General features: G+C 67.8%; 18 protein-coding genes. 9 read left to right on the forward strand and 9 right to left on the reverse strand.

Translation table 11 applies throughout. From position 1 onward, the window contains the following. The first annotated feature begins 155 nt into the window (after positions 1-155). The gene (locus ACFYOS_RS31975) at positions 156-722 is read left to right on the forward strand and encodes an RNA polymerase sigma factor (RefSeq protein WP_387149632.1); all 567 of its coding nucleotides are present in this window, start codon (positions 156-158) and stop codon (positions 720-722) included. After that, positions 719-1801: a hypothetical protein gene (locus ACFYOS_RS31980; protein WP_387149634.1), complete on the forward strand. Its 1083-nt coding sequence runs from the start codon at positions 719-721 to the stop codon at positions 1799-1801. The genes ACFYOS_RS31975 and ACFYOS_RS31980 overlap by 4 nt, the downstream gene beginning before the upstream one ends. Before the next feature lie 80 nt (positions 1802-1881). On the opposite strand, the gene ACFYOS_RS31985 is transcribed toward ACFYOS_RS31980, so the two are convergent. Beyond that, a complete protein-coding gene (locus ACFYOS_RS31985; protein ID WP_387149637.1) occupies positions 1882-2646 on the reverse strand; it encodes a hypothetical protein in 765 nt (254 codons plus the stop codon). Between the two features lie 362 nt (positions 2647-3008). Between ACFYOS_RS31985 and ACFYOS_RS31990 the strand changes: the two genes are divergently transcribed. Further along, positions 3009-4211, forward strand: a complete 1203-nt coding sequence (locus ACFYOS_RS31990) for an MFS transporter (RefSeq protein WP_387149640.1) — start codon at positions 3009-3011, stop codon at positions 4209-4211. 198 nt (positions 4212-4409) lie between these two features. Here ACFYOS_RS31990 and ACFYOS_RS31995 read toward each other — a convergent pair whose 3' ends face one another. The 4 genes from ACFYOS_RS31995 to ACFYOS_RS32010 all read right to left on the reverse strand — a co-directional run bounded on the left by ACFYOS_RS31995 (position 4410) and on the right by ACFYOS_RS32010 (position 8332). Continuing rightward, the gene (locus ACFYOS_RS31995; RefSeq protein WP_387149643.1) at positions 4410-5528 is read right to left on the reverse strand and encodes an IS630 family transposase; all 1119 of its coding nucleotides are present in this window, start codon (positions 5526-5528) and stop codon (positions 4410-4412) included. A 195-nt stretch (positions 5529-5723) separates the two neighbouring features. Beyond that, entirely contained in the window at positions 5724-6731 is a 1008-nt protein-coding gene (locus ACFYOS_RS32000; protein ID WP_387149645.1) for a hypothetical protein, read from the reverse strand. A 333-nt stretch (positions 6732-7064) separates the two neighbouring features. After that, complete coding sequence (locus tag ACFYOS_RS32005) at positions 7065-7997, reverse strand: hypothetical protein (protein ID WP_387149647.1); 933 nt, start codon at positions 7995-7997, stop codon at positions 7065-7067. Between the two features lie 104 nt (positions 7998-8101). Further along, on the reverse strand, positions 8102-8332 hold the full coding sequence (locus ACFYOS_RS32010) for a hypothetical protein (protein WP_387149650.1): 231 nt from the start codon (positions 8330-8332) through the stop codon (positions 8102-8104). A 231-nt stretch (positions 8333-8563) separates the two neighbouring features. Here ACFYOS_RS32010 and ACFYOS_RS32015 point away from each other — a divergent pair, with 231 nt between their 5' ends. Continuing rightward, positions 8564-9019, forward strand: coding sequence for a hypothetical protein (locus tag ACFYOS_RS32015; protein ID WP_387149652.1), 456 nt, complete (start codon positions 8564-8566; stop codon positions 9017-9019). A gap of 143 nt (positions 9020-9162) precedes the next feature. On the opposite strand, the gene ACFYOS_RS32020 is transcribed toward ACFYOS_RS32015, so the two are convergent. Then, entirely contained in the window at positions 9163-10296 is a 1134-nt protein-coding gene (locus ACFYOS_RS32020; protein WP_387149655.1) for a hypothetical protein, read from the reverse strand. Positions 10297-10579: 283 nt separating this feature from the next. Here ACFYOS_RS32020 and ACFYOS_RS32025 point away from each other — a divergent pair, with 283 nt between their 5' ends. Then, positions 10580-10876 (forward strand): VOC family protein, encoded by a 297-nt coding sequence (locus tag ACFYOS_RS32025; protein WP_387149658.1) that lies wholly within the window; start codon positions 10580-10582, stop codon positions 10874-10876. Here the strand turns inward: ACFYOS_RS32025 and ACFYOS_RS32030 are convergent. Then, positions 10779-12017, reverse strand: coding sequence for an MFS transporter (locus tag ACFYOS_RS32030; RefSeq protein ID WP_387149660.1), 1239 nt, complete (start codon positions 12015-12017; stop codon positions 10779-10781). The two genes, ACFYOS_RS32025 and ACFYOS_RS32030, sit on opposite strands and share 98 nt — an antisense overlap. Positions 12018-12115: 98 nt before the next feature. Here ACFYOS_RS32030 and ACFYOS_RS32035 point away from each other — a divergent pair, with 98 nt between their 5' ends. The 3 genes from ACFYOS_RS32035 to ACFYOS_RS32045 all read left to right on the forward strand — a co-directional run bounded on the left by ACFYOS_RS32035 (position 12116) and on the right by ACFYOS_RS32045 (position 13776). After that, positions 12116-13174 carry a DUF5937 family protein gene (locus ACFYOS_RS32035; RefSeq protein ID WP_387149662.1) on the forward strand — a complete coding sequence of 353 codons (1059 nt, stop codon included), beginning with the start codon at positions 12116-12118 and terminating at the stop codon, positions 13172-13174. 147 nt (positions 13175-13321) lie between these two features. Beyond that, positions 13322-13444, forward strand: a complete 123-nt coding sequence (locus ACFYOS_RS32040) for an adenylyltransferase/cytidyltransferase family protein (RefSeq protein ID WP_387149664.1) — start codon at positions 13322-13324, stop codon at positions 13442-13444. Next, positions 13441-13776 carry a pantetheine-phosphate adenylyltransferase gene (locus ACFYOS_RS32045; protein ID WP_387149666.1) on the forward strand — a complete coding sequence of 112 codons (336 nt, stop codon included), beginning with the start codon at positions 13441-13443 and terminating at the stop codon, positions 13774-13776. Before ACFYOS_RS32040 ends, ACFYOS_RS32045 begins: the two co-directional genes overlap by 4 nt. 448 nt (positions 13777-14224) lie before the next feature. Here the strand turns inward: ACFYOS_RS32045 and ACFYOS_RS32050 are convergent, their stop codons facing one another. Then, positions 14225-15097 (reverse strand): alpha/beta fold hydrolase, encoded by an 873-nt coding sequence (locus ACFYOS_RS32050; protein WP_387149669.1) that lies wholly within the window; start codon positions 15095-15097, stop codon positions 14225-14227. 183 nt (positions 15098-15280) lie between these two features. Between ACFYOS_RS32050 and ACFYOS_RS32055 the strand changes: the two genes are divergently transcribed. Continuing rightward, positions 15281-15838 carry a dihydrofolate reductase family protein gene (locus ACFYOS_RS32055; protein ID WP_387149671.1) on the forward strand — a complete coding sequence of 186 codons (558 nt, stop codon included), beginning with the start codon at positions 15281-15283 and terminating at the stop codon, positions 15836-15838. 106 nt (positions 15839-15944) lie between these two features. Here the strand turns inward: ACFYOS_RS32055 and ACFYOS_RS32060 are convergent, their stop codons facing one another. Then, positions 15945-16838: an IS5 family transposase gene (locus ACFYOS_RS32060; RefSeq protein WP_387149673.1), complete on the reverse strand. Its 894-nt coding sequence runs from the start codon at positions 16836-16838 to the stop codon at positions 15945-15947. Positions 16839-17055 lie beyond the last annotated feature (217 nt).

The raw sequence follows: 17055 nt of genomic DNA on the forward strand, positions 1-17055 counted from the left end.
AACCGAGAGTCCGTTCAGTCTGGACCAGTGGATCCCAGCAGGCGGCCGAGTTCGGGTTGTGGCCCAGACATTGGTGTCGAGGTGGGCCCGGCGAGTGCCGCGAATTACTGGATCGGGTCTGTCACGATGGGCGCTCGACCGGACATGGAGTACACGTGAGTTCCGGGACTGAGCACGAGGACCGCTTCCGACGCGTCTACGCGGTGAACTTCGAGCCGCTGCTGGCGTACGCGATGCGGCGCGTCGAGCAGCACGAAGACGCGGCCGACGTGGTCGCCGAGACCTTCCTCATCGCCTGGCGGCGCAGCCGTGACATGCCGCCGGAGGCCGAGGCCCGGCTGTGGCTGTACGGCGTGGCCCGGCGGGTGCTGGCCAACCACCACCGCGGCGGAGTGCGCCGGGAGCGGCTGGGCGAACGGTTGCGGCAACGACTCAGGGTTGGCGTCGCCGTCGACCCGGGCAGCGAGGTGCCCGAACGACTCACGGTCCAGGCCGCGCTGGCCCGGCTGGGTGAGTTGGATCGGGAGGTGTTGATGCTGACCTTCTGGGAGGGCCTGAAGCCGCGCGAAGCCGCTGCAGTTCTTCAAGTGAACCCGGCTGCAGTTCGTACCCGGCTGTCACGTGCCCGGGCCCGACTGCGAGATCTCGTCGGTGACGACCTCGGCCCGCCCGGACATGTACTCGACGTCATGGCAGCACGCACCTCAGAGGAGGGCAGATGACCGACGAGCACCTCGACCGGATGGTCCGAGACGCCGACCCGTACCGACCCGATGTCATCAGGCACCTCGACGAGGCCGCGCAGAACCTCCTGGAGGAGATCATGTCCGTGCCGACCCTCGAACCCGTCGCCGAGCCGCCCGGCAAGCGCCCCCGGGCGCGTCGCGGCATGATGAGCGGCCTCGCCGGCGCAGGCGTCGCGGCCACTCTTCTCGCCGGAGTCCTGGCTGTCTCGATCATGAAAGGTGACCAACCGGAAGGGGGCCCGGCAACCCCGCCGATCACCTCCGAAGCGACGGACCCGGCCGCATATTCGGCGATGGTGCTCAAGGCGGCCGAGGAGAACCCGCGGCTGCTGATCGACCAGCCTGGCTGGAAGGCGACCACCGTCTACGGGTTCGCCGAGAAGGAGGGCACCATCGCGTTCAGCAACGGCGGACGGCTACTGGAAATGAACTGGTACCCGGCCGCCCAGTACGACGGCTACCACAAGGATCGGCTTCAGGTCAGCAAGCCGGAACCGGTGAAGGTCGACGGCTGGCCGGCCGACCTGTTCCGGTACAGCGCGAGCGACTTCGCCGTCATGCTCCGGCCCCGCGACGGTTCCTTCGTCGAACTGCGTACCGGGAGCGCCTGGACGCGTAGCGAGTTCGATCGCGTTATCGCCGACGTGGTCCGCGTCGACGCCCGCACCTGGCTGGCCGCGCTTCCGGCCGAGATCATCACACCGGAGCGGGTGAACGAACAGGCGGCCAAGGTGCTCGCCGACGTGCCGCTTCCTCCGGGCTTCGACACCGCCGCACTGAACGGCCTCGGCACCAACGACCCCTACCAGTTCGGCGCCAAGGTGACCAGCCGGGTTGGCTGCGGATGGATCGCCGAATGGCTACGGGCGAAGAAGGCCGGCGACGACGCCGCCCTCCAGCGGGCCGCGGACGCGTTGCGCGGTAGCCACCAGTGGAAGGTGCTACACCAGATGAACGACGAGGGTGACTGGCCGGAGGTGTTCTGGGAGATCGCCGACAAGGTGGCCGCCGGAGGCCCGCCCGCCGAGTACGAAGGGGCCCTGGGCTGCGAGTAGCCCTCCCGGATCGCCGAGCAGCTTCTCGGGCTGGGCGCTGAGGATCAGCGGGTCCTCAGCGCCCATCGTCTGCTCTGGTCTCAGCCGCTCAGACCAAGCTGGGGATACAGGGCGTCGGGGGCGGCCACCGCTCCTTGCGGCCGCACGACGTCGACATCCGCACCGAAGTCGCTGTAGCGCAGGGACGCGTTCGGCATGCCGTTGGCGACTGGGACCAAGAAACTAACCAGTCGGCCATCGGCATCCAGCGTTGCGCGGAACGCGTTGCTGCGCGCACCGTCGGGAACGCCACTTGGACCGGGGCGAAAGTTGATCCCGTTGCCGTCGCCGACTCGGGTCAGGTCGATCGTCCCGGTAATTTGAGAGCCGTCTACTCGTGCGGTGGCGATCGCGTTGATGAGGCGCGCCGAGCCGCCGGTATCGTTCTTGCCTGGGGCGAAGCTCACGGCGAAGTCTGACGGCACCCGGGCCGGGTCGAGGTTCATCCATTCGTGGCCGACACCCGGGAGGTCCAGGCCGGTCTTCATGTAGACCTCATTGTCGATCATCCGGATCTCGGTGACCCGACCGAACGCCGAAACCGTGGCGTCGGCGCGCTTGTTGACGTTGTCGGTGTGCGACAGCGTCGTGACCTGACTCGCGATGTCGACGTCGACGCGAAAGCTCGTCTGATCGATGAACTCCGTACCTGACCTCAGCAGCTCGATCGCCTTGGCGGTAGTGGCGGCGTCAGTGCTGACGGCCGGCACCGGGGCGGGTTCGTTTCCCGTCCGCGCGCCAGCCGAGCAACCCAGTACGAGCAGCGCTCCTGCAGAAATAGCGGCCACCCCTGCTCGACGTGTCATTGCCGCATGGTAGGCGGCTCTCGCAAGGTCACGCGGTACTCAGCCGCTGCCTCCTAGCTGCGTCCTCACACGCGCAACGCCCGATTTCGGCATGACCGGCGCCTCGCGGCCATGACAGTGTGCTTGGTCTTGGCTGCACAGGGGCCAGCCCGCGTCGGTGCAGCCTGCCGACTCACGCCGTCGTCGCCTGTGGGTCATGACTTTTGCCAGGCGATGCCAGTGAGCAAGCCCCCTTCGGCCTACCGGTGGCCCAGCCAGTTCGCCCTCGATCCGCCATCTCCCGTGACCCAGCCGGCTCCTGGGCTTCCTGATCCGGTCCGCCAATACAGTGTGTCTCTTGCCGAGGCTGAGAAGGAGTATGAGTGCGTGACATCCCCCGCATCGTCTGGACCCTTGCCGCCGGTCGTTTCGTCAACGCCGCTGGCACGTTCATGTACTTCTACCTGTTTCTGTATCTCACGGGCCCCCGTGACCTGCCGATCGGCTTTGCGGGGCTGATCAGCGGTGGGTTGGGTGCGGGCATGCTGGTCGGCAACTTCACCAGCGGCTGGTTCGGCGACCACTTCGGTCACCGCTGGGTCCTGCTGGTCTCGTCGGCCTTCGTCGGGCTGAGCACCCTGGCCATCCCGTGGCTGCCGACGGCGGTCCTCGCGGTGGGCATGCCGCTGCTTGGCTACGCCGGCGCGACCTCGGGAGTGTCGCAGGGCGCGCTGGTTGCCCTCGCCGTGCCCGCCGGCGACCGCCGGCGCTCGGTGGCGGTCACCCGGGCCGCCTTCAACGCCGGCTGCGTGATCGGGCCACCGCTCGGCGCGCTGCTCTCGGCGTACGACTTCACCTGGCTCTTCGTCATCGACGGCGCCGTCACCCTGCTGGTGAGGGCGGCGACCGCGCGGCTGCTGCCCACCGAGCCGCCGCCAGCCCCACGCGGAGTCCGGGCCCACGGCCTGTGGCGCAGCGTACGCGCGGACCGCGCCCTGCTGTTCCTGCTGCCGGCGATCGTGGTTGTGGACATCGTCTACCGGCAGCTCTACTCGACCCTGCCGGTCTACCTGCGCGACCACGGTCAGCCCATCGGCCTCTACGCGGCGCTCATCGCACTGGGCTCCGGCATGATCCTCATCCTGGAGATCCCGGCGACGATGGCGCTGCGCAGGCTGCCGGCGCTGGGCATCATCGGTGCCGGGTACGCCCTCGTCGGACTCGGCTTCGGGCTGTTCGGCCTCGGCACCGCCAGCTGGCTGGCCGTCGCCGCGATGGTCGTGCTCACGGTGGGGGAGATCCTCTACAAGACGACCGCCACCGCGCATGTGCTGGACGCCGCCCCACCGCACCTGGTCGGCCAGTACCAGGGGCTCTACACCGGCGCTGCGACCAGTGGCAGCATGCTCGCCCCACCCGTCGGCGCCTTCGTCTATGGCGTCGCCCCCGCAGCGCTCTGGCCGCTGTGCGCGGTCGCGGCCATCGGGGCCGGCGTGCTCGCCTGGCGTTCCGCGCGGGTCGCAACGCCGAGGCACGGGTCGGCGCTGTCCGCCGCGTCCGATCCCGCGGCCAAAGCCGCGGCGTAGGCGCGATCCACGGATGTAACGACCGTGCCGGCTACCGGCTCGCCTAAACCGCAGCGGCAATCACAGCCTCGTTGTCGCTACCGTGCGCGCCTGAAGGGACTCGAGTCGGCGGCCGAGGAGGTCGGCGTCGAGGCACCATCGTCGACCATCCGCTCATCGGCTAGTGCGGTGACCAAGAAGGTTCGCCGGGTCTGAGTGTCAGGCGGCCTTGGCTCGGGGGCGGCCCCAGCGTTGTTGGCGTTCGCTGCGGATGCGGGCTCGTTCGCGGCGTTGGGCGGCGAGGACGTCGGGGTGGCGGGCGTTGGCGTTGCGCCATCGCAGGTACCGCTGCATCTCGCGGGCCAGGACGGTGTGGTTGGGGTAGTTGGAGTTGGCCAACGTGAAGGCGCGTAGTGGCCCGAACTGGGCCTCGATCGGGTTGGCCCAGGACGCCTGGGTGGGAGTGAGGCAGAGTTCGACCTTGTTGCGGGCGGCCCAGGCTCGAATGGCGGGGGTCTTGTTCGCCGACAGGTTGTCCAGGATCACGTAGATCGGGGCGCCGTCCGGGCGGGCGGCGCGGATCGACTTGAGCGCGGTCAGGCTGTGGTCACCGCCTTTGCGGCGACGCATCACGCCCCAGAGCTGGTCGTCGCCGAGGCTGTAGCAGCCGTGGAAGTAGCGGATGCCATGCGTGCGCGTGTAGGTCGCTGGCAGCCGGTCGGGCTTGCCGCGTGGACGCCATGACGAGCCGTGCTGCGGGCGGATCGACAGCGGCCCGAACTGGTCGAAGGCGAAGCACCGGTCCGGGAAGTGGCGGGTCACCTCCTCGATGCGGTCGAGCTTGGCGTCCTTGTCCGGGTCGCGGGACTCCTTCCAGGTGCGGGTGCGCTGGAAGGACACGTCGTGGTGGCGCAGGATCTGCCGCAGCCGTTCCCGACCGATGGCCACCCGCCGGGGCCGGTTGGTCGTCAGGTAGTCGGCGAGCTTACGGATACTCCAGTGCGTGAAGGGGCGACCCAGACTCTTCGGCCGGGTCGTGGCCGTCGCGACGATGAACTGCTGGTCATCATCGGTGATCAGGCGGGGACGGCCTCCCGCCCACTGAGGGTCCAGAGCGCGTAGTCCGATCTCGTTGAACCGGTGGATCACGTCCCGGACGGTGTCCTCGTGCGCCGCGACCAGGCGGGCGATCGCCGGCACCGGGGTGCCGGACGCCGACGCCATGATGATCAATGCCCGGCGGACCCGGATCGACTCGTGCCTGCCACGCCGCACGATCTGCTGCAGCCGGCGGCCCTCCTCATCGCTCAACCGCCGCGCCCTCACCGGCTCGGCCATCCCAACGCACCTCACTCCCGACAGCGATCACGATCGCCATCGAGCATGAGACCCACCCGACCCGACACGGAGCACCCCACCCGGCGTGTCACCAACCCGGTGAACCTTCTTGGTCAGCGCACTAGTTCAGGACGCTGGCGACGCTGGCCGCCACGTCACGGGCTGTCGCTGCGGGCGACGCGTGCATCGACTCAGTTACTGCATGATGGTGACCGGTGGGTGCTCCTGCGAGGCGGTGCACCGGTAGACCTGGAGTGTGTAGCCACGACCGATTTCCACCTGGGTCGGGGTGTGATCGACCGACTCGTCCTCCTCAGTGATGGGACGCCAGCTGCGGCTGTCGCCGTCCCATTCGTCGCTGGGGATGGTGAGAAGGGGTTCCAGCGGAGCGCCGCAGCACCGGAGCTCATCAGGGCCCGCCGGGCTCCGGAAGGTAAAGAAGGCGGACCAGCCACCGACCTTCCAACCGGGAGCGATTGACAGATCGCCCCTGTAGCCCGGTTGCTTCTCGTCCGGTGACTGGAGGAGCTCCCTTTCTCGGGAAATGATGCGTTCCGCCAGCTTGTCATCCAGCTCGTGATAAGCCGGGTACTCGATAACCTGCTCTGGGTACAGAACGCAACGTTCCGGCACGTAATAGCCCTGGCCGACGAAGGCCGGCTCGGGCGGGTGCATCAGCAGGTTCCGCACGCTTGTGGACCGCCGCCACCGTAGGTGCACCGCCGACCGCGCATCCATGATTTCGTCGAACGGGCACCACAGCACCTGAAGCAGGTCCGTGCCATCGGGACAGGGCAGATCAGGGACGTCCCGGGCGTAGAGCTGCGCCAGCGGGATGAGCGGCAGCGGCTCCACCGCGAGCAGCGCCGGGTCGTAACCGGCATCTACGCGGTCTACGACCACCTTCTCATCGGGAGTGAGCAGATTCGTTCCCGGCGGCCTGGGCCGTTGCCACGCCGCGGCGAGGATGCGTCGACGCGTGCGGACGTCCTCCAGCGTCGTCAACTCGTACGGCTCGTGCTCGTCGCTGCATGTCGGCCAGGCCTCGCCTACCGGCCACAGCAAAGGCCCACCCACCGAGCTGTCATGCACGGTCGGGTCTCCTGGCCGGGGATGAAGGCGGGTGGCGGTCCTGGCCCTCGCTGCCAATTCCGGAAACAACGAGACCACATCCAACGGACGCGGTGGGGTCGTGCGCGTCATGATTCCCTCTCCTGATCACCGGCCTGCATCCAACCACGTGGAGCTGACAGGAGAGGAGCCGTCACAGAGCCCGCTGGTCATCCGGTCAGATCTTTTGTGATTGCTGCTTAGCGCGACGAGACGCTCCACCTCCGTAAGGCGAGATGCCCGGGTCCCCGCTACCGGCTGCTACACCCCCAAGGCATCAGGCGCCCATCACCCCTCAGGCGCGGACACGGCATCCGTTCATCGGCAGGACCGCGTCCGAGCGCCACCGCATGTCCCTCACACCTTGTAACGCCCGGTCGGCGGCATGAGCGGATGTCGGATGCTGGTGTCAGGCGGCGGTGTTTGTCAGAAAAGGGTGAGGTTGGCCTGCGAGATGGGGGCGGCCGGTCCGATCGGGGACAGCGACACGCCGCACACCGGCAGGGCTTGGTGGGCACTGGCGCGGGCAGTCCACACCTCGATGCCTGTGCCAGTGATGATCAGCGTGGCCTCACCATCGTGAAGGACGTGCCCTGCTGCTGCCAGGGCAGACCGAACCTCGTTGACGGTGTGCGGGTATGCGGGCATGAGGTTGATGTCATCGAGCATGACTTCGTCGGAGCGGGTGACGACGATTCGTTCGACGAGAGCGTCGGGGCCGTACTGCACGACGAGCCCATCTTCGAAGAAGCTGTCCTGGACTGCTTCTCGGGAGCCTGCCCGATGCTGCCAGCACAACCCGCCGCGCATTCGTCGGCGGACCTCGGTGCGCGTCTCGCCAAACCGAACAGCGTCAAGCCCGCGACCGTTGGACAGGATCCGGTACCGGTTCGGCAGGCTTACTGCCGCATCGCCGGCAGCTATTGGGGCGAGTTGAGCGCCCAACTCGTGGCCTGGCCCGAATGCAGTCACCGCCTCCACCATGGCGCGGGGTTCGGTCGAGGAGGTGTAGAGGGCCACAGCGCCATCACCGAAATGCCATCCAGATTCGTCGGCGATCGGCTCCACACCTGCGGCCCGCAACTCGTCGAGGACGGTCTTGACCTCACCCGCGAGATCTACACGCTGGTACCGGACACCGTCTGGGTCGGGAATCTCGATCATGTACAGGCCCTCACGCGACGAGCAAGTCAGCATCAGCGCGGCATCGGCGTACTGGTCGGTCAGATCGGCGGAGTAGGCTCCACGCCGAAACGCCCTGTAGGGCCCCCACGCCGTGCGTAACGCCTCCCGGGCCGTCCCGAACCGCAGGGGACCGACACCGACGCCCGGCACAACATCCCAAACCCGCTGTTGCACGCCCGCACAATAGCCTGCCCACACGGCGACGTCCGCACATCGGCACGAGCGGACGCTGACCAGGCGCGCGGTCTGCGGCCGTGTAACTGATCTGACCGCCGGTCCTACTCTGGCACCGCCGAGGGGCGCGACGGCTCGTCGTACTCGCCGAGGGCATACCTCAGCCGGTGGTTGAGATCGTTGATCGATTGACGCAGGTCTCGCTCGGTCCCACCTGGCTCGAGGAGCTCCACCCGCTCGAGCCTGTCTCGAATATGGTCTGACAGGTGTCGCGAGACCTCGCCCGCCATGAGCTCGCCTTCGATCACTGCAAGGAGTCCGATCAGCGCTGACAAGTCGCGAGCGTGACAGCTTCGCGGGGCCAAGGCATCCGATATGTTCGCGCTCATGCCGTCACCCTAGGTAAGCTCTCCCAACGCCCCGTCAGCGGCAATAGAGTGCGCCGCGACGTACGAAGCGCTGGCGGCACTGGTCCAGATCGCGTACGCCGATGAGCGGGCTGCGATGATCAGCGGATGGAGTTTGTACTCGATCCACCGCGCGGGGTGGGCCCGCTATGGCTCGGGATGACGATCGACGAGGCCCGCGGGGCGCTCGAAACGCTCGGTCGGCTGACGCCGACCGCCCACGGCGAGCTGGCCGTGAACCTGCCGAGCGGGCTGGGGTTCAGCGTGGGCTTCGGGGTCGGGCCGACACGGGGCCACCTCAACGCTATCGAGGTGTGGCGTCCGCAAGAGCAAGACCTGGTGCGATACCGCGATGTCGATGTCTTCGGACTGCCCGCGCTGAAGGTCGTGGAGCGCCTACGTCGCCACGTCGACATCGCGCCGAACGAGGACGACGACGGGTTCACCGCGCGGGAGCTGTACCTCGCGCTATGGCGGCCGTTCGCCGCGGCCGACGACCCGGACGAGGAGCAGGGCCACTTCTTCCAATCGGTGCTCTTGGCCCGGCCAGGCTACGACGACACGCCCGCCGAGGCAGCGGCCCGGTTCGCCGCCGGCCGCGAGCCGGACTACTGATTGCTCTGAACTGCGCCCGGTATCGCCTACCGGGTCACACCCATCGCGGTGCACTCGTCTCGAGAGGATCAGGTGTTCGCTGCCCAACCACTCGCGACGGACCGTGAGCCCGGTCGGCGGCCATGAGAGTGCGAGACAGTCGGTCAGGCGTCGCATCGGGTTGCCCACTCCCAGTTCGGGCCCTCGTGGACGGCGGCGTACACGTCATCACGCAGGCGGTTGGCCTGCTCGGCGGTGAGGGTCCCGCCGAGGGGCCGCACCACCAATCGCAACACGACGTTCACCTGGTCCGGGCGCAAGCCCAGTCTGGCGCGGGCCGCAGAGGGTAGTTGCTCGTAGGGTGTGCTGCTCAGGATCGACATCGATTCCAGGTCGTCGGCTGCGGCGCCGAGTGCGGTACGCACTGCACCACCGAGCAGTTCGGCGTCTGCGGAGCCGGTCACGATGGACAGGTCCCGACGAATGGAGGGATACGCCGACACCGACTGCCACCGAGACAGATCTAGCATCTGCGCGGCGATGCGGGGATCGGCGGAGCGCAGCAGACGGATGTCGTCGACTCCTTTGCGTAGCATGACCGCACGATCCAGTCCCATGCCCAGCGCGAGGCCGTTCCAGCGCTCCGGATTCAGACCGGCACGGGCAAGGACGTGGGCTGCCGCGAGGCCGCACTCGGCCAATTCGACCCAGCCGGTCGCTGTCTCGACGTCGAGCTGCAACCCGGTCTCGGTGTAGGGGTGCTTCGCCGCGACCGCTCGCCACCGCGCCCCCGGCAGGACCGCTTCGACGACAAGCCCTGCCATCTCCATGAGGTCCGTGTCATGCATGCGCGCGGTCGTGATCCGCCACAGGTCCACCTGGTGCGGGGTGCCGACGTGCAGACGGTCGATGCTGTCGCGGCGATAGCACAGCCCCGGCAGGGCGAGCAGCATGTCGGCTGCCGGCTCGTGCCGGTGATCGGTGGCCAGCCGGCGCAGGGCGGGAGGGATCCCGGCGGTGGTGTGGCTGCGCAGCATCACGGTTTCAGCCGCGTAGCGGCTGTAGCGGGCGTCTCGGACGATGTCGCCCGAGGAGTAGCCGAGACGGTCGTAGTTGTCCTCGACGGCAACGAGCGGGCGTCGTCGTTGCACATCGACAGCGCATTCCCAGGTCGGGGCCAGGGCCTCGACGACCTCGTCGAGCAGGATCTGCATGGCGTGTGGGCCTTGGCCCGGGTCGGACAGGTCGCGTAGCTGCAGGGCGGCGCACAGCTCGTGCGCAGTAAGCAGGTTGGTCACGGTGGGTTCCTCTCGTCGGCGGGATGGGGATCAACCCCCGGCCGACGGTGCCGTGACGGCTACCGGCAGACCTCGAAGCCCTCACGGCCGCTCAGCGGCCGGGGGCGGATAAACGGAATCGAGGAGCGCGGCATGGGTCGAGGTTAGCGCCGCAGCAGACACGCCACCAGCAAGTTCGACGGGGGTTGGCGCGTCCAGAATCGGCATGACCACGCTGATCGCGGCTATATGAGTGCACGACCGGACATGCACCGTCGATCAAGGACACCTATGCTGCGCGGTCATGGTGTCTTTCATCCGGAATGTCTCGTTCGACTGCCCTGATCCCTACGTCTTGGCCCACTTCTGGAGCGAGGTGGTCGGCCACCCTGTAGACCCGGATTTCGTTCGCGGCGACACCGAGGTCGTCATCGAACCACCGGGAAGGCCCCGGCTGTTCTTCCAGGCCGTTCCCGAGGGAAACGCGGCGAACCAGAACCGATTCAACTGCCCGAGCTGGGGCGGCCTGGCATTTCCAAGCTGGTCTGTCGAACAGTTGGCGGACGGCTGGGCCCACCTGCTGAGGTGCTTGTTGCACTGATATCGGAACAGCCTGGGCGTGATAGAACGACGGGTCTCCAGTTAACGGCAAGTGCCCCCGCAAGTGTGGCCACAGTGAGGCCCGCCCACAGAACGGCCGGGCCGATCTCAAGCAGCCCCATGAGAGTGGCCGGGGCGAAGGCCATACCGAGTCCGCTGGACAGTTGGAAGCGCACCAGAGCGCGGCCAAGTTGCGCCGGCGGCGTGCTCGCGATCACGAGGGCGGTTCCGCTTCCGGTGTAGAGGATTTCGCCCATCGTATAGACGACGCCGACTGCGGCGATGGCCACCGCCCCCATCGCTTCGCCCATCCAGAAGCCCAGGTAGGACAGTCCGAGCACAACCCCCGAGGCGGCGAAGACCGTGCCCCGAGCCGACTTTGACAACCATTTGACGATGGGTACCTGGAACAGGATCACCAGCACGGTGTTGCCCACGAACAGAGCCGCAGGCCAGACGGCGCTCGCCTGCATCCGGGTCACGAGCAGGGCCGGCAACACTACCTCGAGCACACTGAAGCACATGGCGAAGGGGACGTTGGCCACGAGCAGCACGGCCATGGTGGGCGCCGTGCCGGGGTCATGGTCGTGCATTGGCTCCGCGGTAGTCACCCTTGTCGACAGCGCGAGCCCGCCTGCGACAAGGAATGCCAAGGCGGTGACAGCCATGAGTGCGTTCAGGACATTCCCGCTGCCGGCCACAGCGATCATCGCGAGGAGCGCGCCCACGCCGAGCCCGGCGTTGCGCACCGAGCGCGTCATCGCGAGCGCAGCGTCGCGTTCGCGCCCCTGCTTGAGCGCTGCCACCACCGCCGCGTGCGCCGCGGGGAAGGCCTGACCGCCGACTCCCAACAGGACCGACGCGGCGGCGAAGGTGATGAATCCGCGACCCGCGAGCAGCACTGCTACGCCCATGACACGTACGAACAGCGTTGCCGCGACCGCTGTCGACCGCGCCCCGCGGTCAATCCACCGCCCCAGGAGTGGGAGTACGGCAAGTCCCGCCAGCAGGCCCGCCGAGAGCGCAACGCCAGCCTCTCCCACCCCCAACCCGAGCACGGTCACGGCATAGAGCACCAGGAACGGCCGCAATATCCCGCCGCCCACCGAATCGACCACCAGGGCCACCACATATCTACGCACGCGATCGAATCTGCCCACACGCCCGCCAGGCCGCTCGTGGGTTGACGGGGATCATCAATCGACGCGCTATGGTGCTGGGCAGCGGGCATCATTGGCGCGTGGCCCTCACGATCGACATCACCGGCGTGGCGCAGGAGCGGTTCCTCTTCACGCCGTCGCCGCTGGCCGAGTTGACCTCGATGCTGCATGCGCTCTCCGAGCCAGGCCATCACCCAGCACTGCACGGCTGGATCGCGGCCACCTCCGCCTCACTCAAACCAGAGCTCAGTGAGCGTCTGATCGAGGCCGACTTCCTCTGGCGGTCCGCGCGCGCCGACTTCTTCGTGCCTGGGCGGCCGCGGGCTACGCTGGCCGGAGAGCTGGATGAGGTCGATCGGTTCGATGACGACGCATATGTGTTCTCAGCCCTGATCACTACGAGTTGCGGCTCAACGCCGCTGCGCCGGCTATTCTCCCGCGAGACGGCGCTTGAGCTAGCACTGGCGCGCGGCCCGCGGCAGGCCGAGTTCGCCGAGCGGCTGCTCGCCGACCCACCGCGTGTGCGGGCCTGGGTGCGGCGCCTGCTCGAGGATTGTGAGCAGGCGTTTTTCGCCGAGTCATGGGCACGGGTGCAGCACCAGCTCGCCGCGGACTCTCGGCACAAGGCGGATCTACTGGCGCATCACGGACTTTCGGCCATGCTCGACGCCGTTTCACCTTCGGTATCGCTGCAAGACAACCGGATCGTGGTCGACAAGCTTCAGGACAACGCGACCACCGCGCACGGCAGCGGGGTCACCTTCATTCCCTCGGCCTTCGGCTACCCGCACCTGCTTGTCGTGCACGCCCCGGGCTGGCGGCCCGTGATTCAGTACCCGGTCGCCGAGTCCGGCCTGCCCCATCCGGTCCCCCTGCACCTCGTGCAGCGGCGCATCGACGCGCTCGCGCACCCGGTGCGGCGCAGGCTCGCTCGCACCCTCGCCCGCGGCCCGCACACCACCGGCGAGCTCGCCGACGCATGGCAGCTGACCGCGCCCGAGGTCTCCCGGCACCTGGCCGTGCTCAAACAGGCCGGCTTGGTGACAGTTAGCCGACGCGGCCGATATGTGCTCTACCAGCTCGACCTCACGGTCTGCGCCCGTTTGGGCGCCGACTTCGTCGAGGCGATCCTGCGTTAGCTCGCTCGACGTCTTTCAAGCGGCCCTCGCCGGGCGATCCGGCGAGCCATCAACGACAGACCGCCGTCTCGGGTCGTCATGTACGGCTGAGATGATCGTGGCCATGCGGTTGGAGTCGCGGTGACGGCTACGTCGGATCGTGGAGTGGTGCCGGTACACGATTCGTTGGCGGTCTATCCCGGTACGTTCGATCCGTTCACCCCGGGGCACCGCGACCTGGTGGCCCGTGCCCGGGTGATGTTCGACCAGATCATCGGTTGCTGGCGGTGAACGCCGACAAGCGACCAACCGCCGAGGCCACGACCAGGGCCGTACGCGTGCGCGACGCCATACCGGCAGCCTGGGGCAATGTCGAGGTGGACACCTGGACCGGCCTGACCACCGCCTACTGCCTGCACCGCGGCGCCACGCTCATCGTCCGCGGCCTACGTACGGCCCCGGACCTTCGCCACGAGTACCAGCTCGCTGCGATGAACGAGCAACTCGGCATTCAGACCGTCTGGTTGCCGTCCCGTCCGCAGCTGGCCGCCACTTCGTCCACGGTCGCACGCGCATACCGCTCGGCACAGTCGGCCCGTCCGTCCCTGAACGCCGAAGAGTGACCCCCAGGGGCACCGGAACGGTGGCAACGCCTCGAGGTGGGATGCACTCTTCTCGGCCAGAAGCGGACGTGCGCGTCGGGCGTTCCAGCCGCCGCTACAGCGCGTCGTCGAGCCAGCCGTCCATCGCCGCTTGGCGGGATGTCTGCGCGCCCACCGGCAGAAGCGCGTGTAGATGCTCGTCGAGATCGCACGCACATCGGCACGACCGGACGCCGACCCGACCGAGCATCGCGACGTTGCGTAGCGCGCGACTCGCGGCAGATCCGGATGTTCATGATCACAGCTGGGCGCGGTTCGACCTGGATCCTCATCGGCCCAGCGTTCGGCCCGGGTTTGGCCGACCAAGCGACTTGCGGCACCCAGCGGCACACGACCGCCTGGACCTGCTCGGCGCGTCTGCGGGCCACCACGTCCTGCCCAGATCGGCGGTGAGGCGGAATGCAGGGCGTCAGTTGTCGCCGTCGAGGACGCTGCGCAGCTTGCGCGCGAAGGCCTCGGGTTGGCCGGGGTATCCGAACTCGCCACCGAGGAAGCCGCCGTGGTGGCTGGGGAACACCGTCGGCTGCTGGCCGAGCAGTTCGGCGACGGCCACCGATGTGCGCCCGGTGAAGATGCCCGCGGATTCCTCGCCCACGGCGATCACGATGCGTGTCGGCGCCGCGGCCAGCGCCTCCAGGTCGAGACGGTAGCTACTGACCGCCCAGGACCGGTCGGACAGCAGCGGGTCATCACGGGAGCCGTCGTCCTCGCTCGGCATCCCGAACTGGCCCGGATCCGGCGCGGGCTGGGCGAAGTAGTCGTCGGTGAACTCGCCTCGCCAGGACGTCATGGCGATGAAGGCCGCCATGCCGGCATTCGACCCCCTGGCCTCGTAGGCGTCCCGAGCGCTGGCGCGGGCGCGCTCGGCAGCCTCGGCATCGGGCAGCACCGAGATGAGTGGTGGCTCGTGGGCCACCATCGTCGTCACGTCGCCTGGGTATGCCGTCACCAGTGCGAGCGCAGTGATCGCGCCGCCGCTGCTGGCGAACATCTCGACCGGTCCAACACCGAGCGCCTCGATAACGGCGTGCACATCGGCGGCCTGGACCGTGGGGGCATGGTCGATGCGACCGTCCTTGCGGCTGCTACGGCCAAGACCGCGTGGGTCATAGGTGACCACGGTGCGATCGGGGAAATACGACGCCAACGTGGCGAATCCGCTGGCGTCCATCGGCTGGCCGATCATGAACAGCGGTGGACGTCCGTCGGCCGTGGGCAGCGGGCCGTGCACGTCGTAGACGATGTCGGCCTCGGCGGTCTCCAGCATGTGCGTGTTCGTCATGAAAGCGTTGACCCCTCCCGTGGTGAAAACTCACCGGACCCTGCGCCCACGTGCCGGCACCGAGCCTGGCACCCCGTTTGACCTGCCCCTTCAGATTTCTCTCGACGAGCATGCCCGGACGCGATGAGTTCCGCCGATACCGCTGGTATGTACCGGCGAGCATCGACCGAAGGGACATCCATCGTGAGCGTCATCGCTATCCAGTTCATCACCCTAGACGGGATCGTGTCCGATCCGGACGGATCCGGGGGCACCCCGACGGGCGGTTGGGCGTTTCGGCACGGCCCCGAAACCGTCGCCGGAGACAAGTTCCGCCTCGGGAACCTGCTCGACGAGGGCGTCATGCTGCTGGGCCGCACCACCTGGCAGCTGTTCTCCCGGATCTGGCCCGGACGCGACGACCCGTTCTCCGCGCGTATGAACGCCGTGCCCAAACTGGTGGCCTCCCGCACGCTGACCGACACCTCGGCGTGGGCGAATTCCCGGCTCATCGACGGTGGCTTGATCGAGGTCGTCAAGCAGGAGCGGCGCGATGTCATCATCACCGGCAGCGTCAGCGTCGTGCACACACTGATGGCCGAAGACTTGATCGATGAATACCGGATGCTGACCTTCCCCACGATCCTCGGCAGCGGGCGGCGGCTCTTCCCGGCCGACGGCCCGCCCGCCTACCTGGAAACCCTGTCCGCGGAGCGGGCCGGTGCCGCCGTCCTCACGCGATACGGCAGAGCCACTCGGTGACGACTCGTTTCTCGTCCTCTACGAGACGCGGGCCGACCCAAAACATTCGATCGGCACTACCGGCAGCTCCACGACCCGCTCGGCTAAGGCGTGTTTCATATGCCGGTCAGAGCCACTCGGTGATGATGGTGATGGTCAGGACGGCTTGGAAGCGGACTGCCAGTTTTTCGTAGCGGGTGGCGACGCCGCGGTGGCGTTTGAGGCGATTGATGCTGTTCTCGACGGCGTGGCGTAGCCGGTAGAGGTCCTTGTCGAACGCGGGTGGGCGGCCGCCTTTGGAGCCTTTGGCCTTGCGGTGGGCGTCTTGGTCGGTCTTGCTGGGGATGCATGCCTTGATCCCGCGTGAGCGCAGGTATCGGCGGTTGCCGCGGCTGGTGTAGGCCTTGTCGGCCAGGACCAGGTCGGGGCAGGTGCGGGGCCGACCGACACCGAGGCGGGTCACGCGGATGCGGCGCAGGACGGGGATGAACTGCGGGCTGTCACCACGGTGCCCGGCGGTCACGGTCAGGGAGAGGACTTTCTGTCCCTGCTCGCAGGCCAGATGAGTCTTGGTGGTCAGGCCGCCCCTCGATCGGCCCAGCGCATGGTCGGCGGGCTCGTCGTGCACGCCGCCAGGTGGTTCTTTCTGCAGATGCCCGTGTGTGCGGGCGCCGGCGGCGTGCTGGTGAACGCGGCTGGTCATCGAGTCCACGCTCACCGTCCATGCGATCCGGTCCTGCGCGTCGCCGGCAGCCTGCAACGCGGACAGGATCTTGTCCCAGGTCCCGTCACGTTGCCAACGGCGGAACAGGCCGTAGACGGTGGGCCAGGGCGCGTACTCGGCCGGGACGTCGCGCCACGGGGCTCCGATCCGGATCCGCCACCGGATCCCGTCGATGAGCTGTCGTTTCTCCCACTTCGGCGGACGACCTGTCGTCGGCGCGGCAGGCAGCAGCGGGGCCAGGACAGCCCACTGCCTGTCGGTCAGGTCATGCCGCCTCGTCACCGCTACGCTGGGCACGAGGTCTCCGGTATGAAGTTCTTGCTTGGTCGCAGAACCAGATACCGGAGACCTCTTCAGTTATCGATCACCGCCACGCCGCAACTTCGTGGGGACAGCCCGACTTACGAAACACGCCTTAGCTTGATCTTTAACCTGTGCGGCGTGGACGGGGATTGACGGACTTCGTCTTCTTTGTAGCCGGTGTTTTGGCCTTCGTGGTGGTCGCGGTGTGGAC

The sequence above is a fragment of the Micromonospora sp. NPDC005806 genome (genome assembly GCF_042871425.1).
Lineage (GTDB): Bacteria > Actinomycetota > Actinomycetes > Mycobacteriales > Micromonosporaceae > Micromonospora.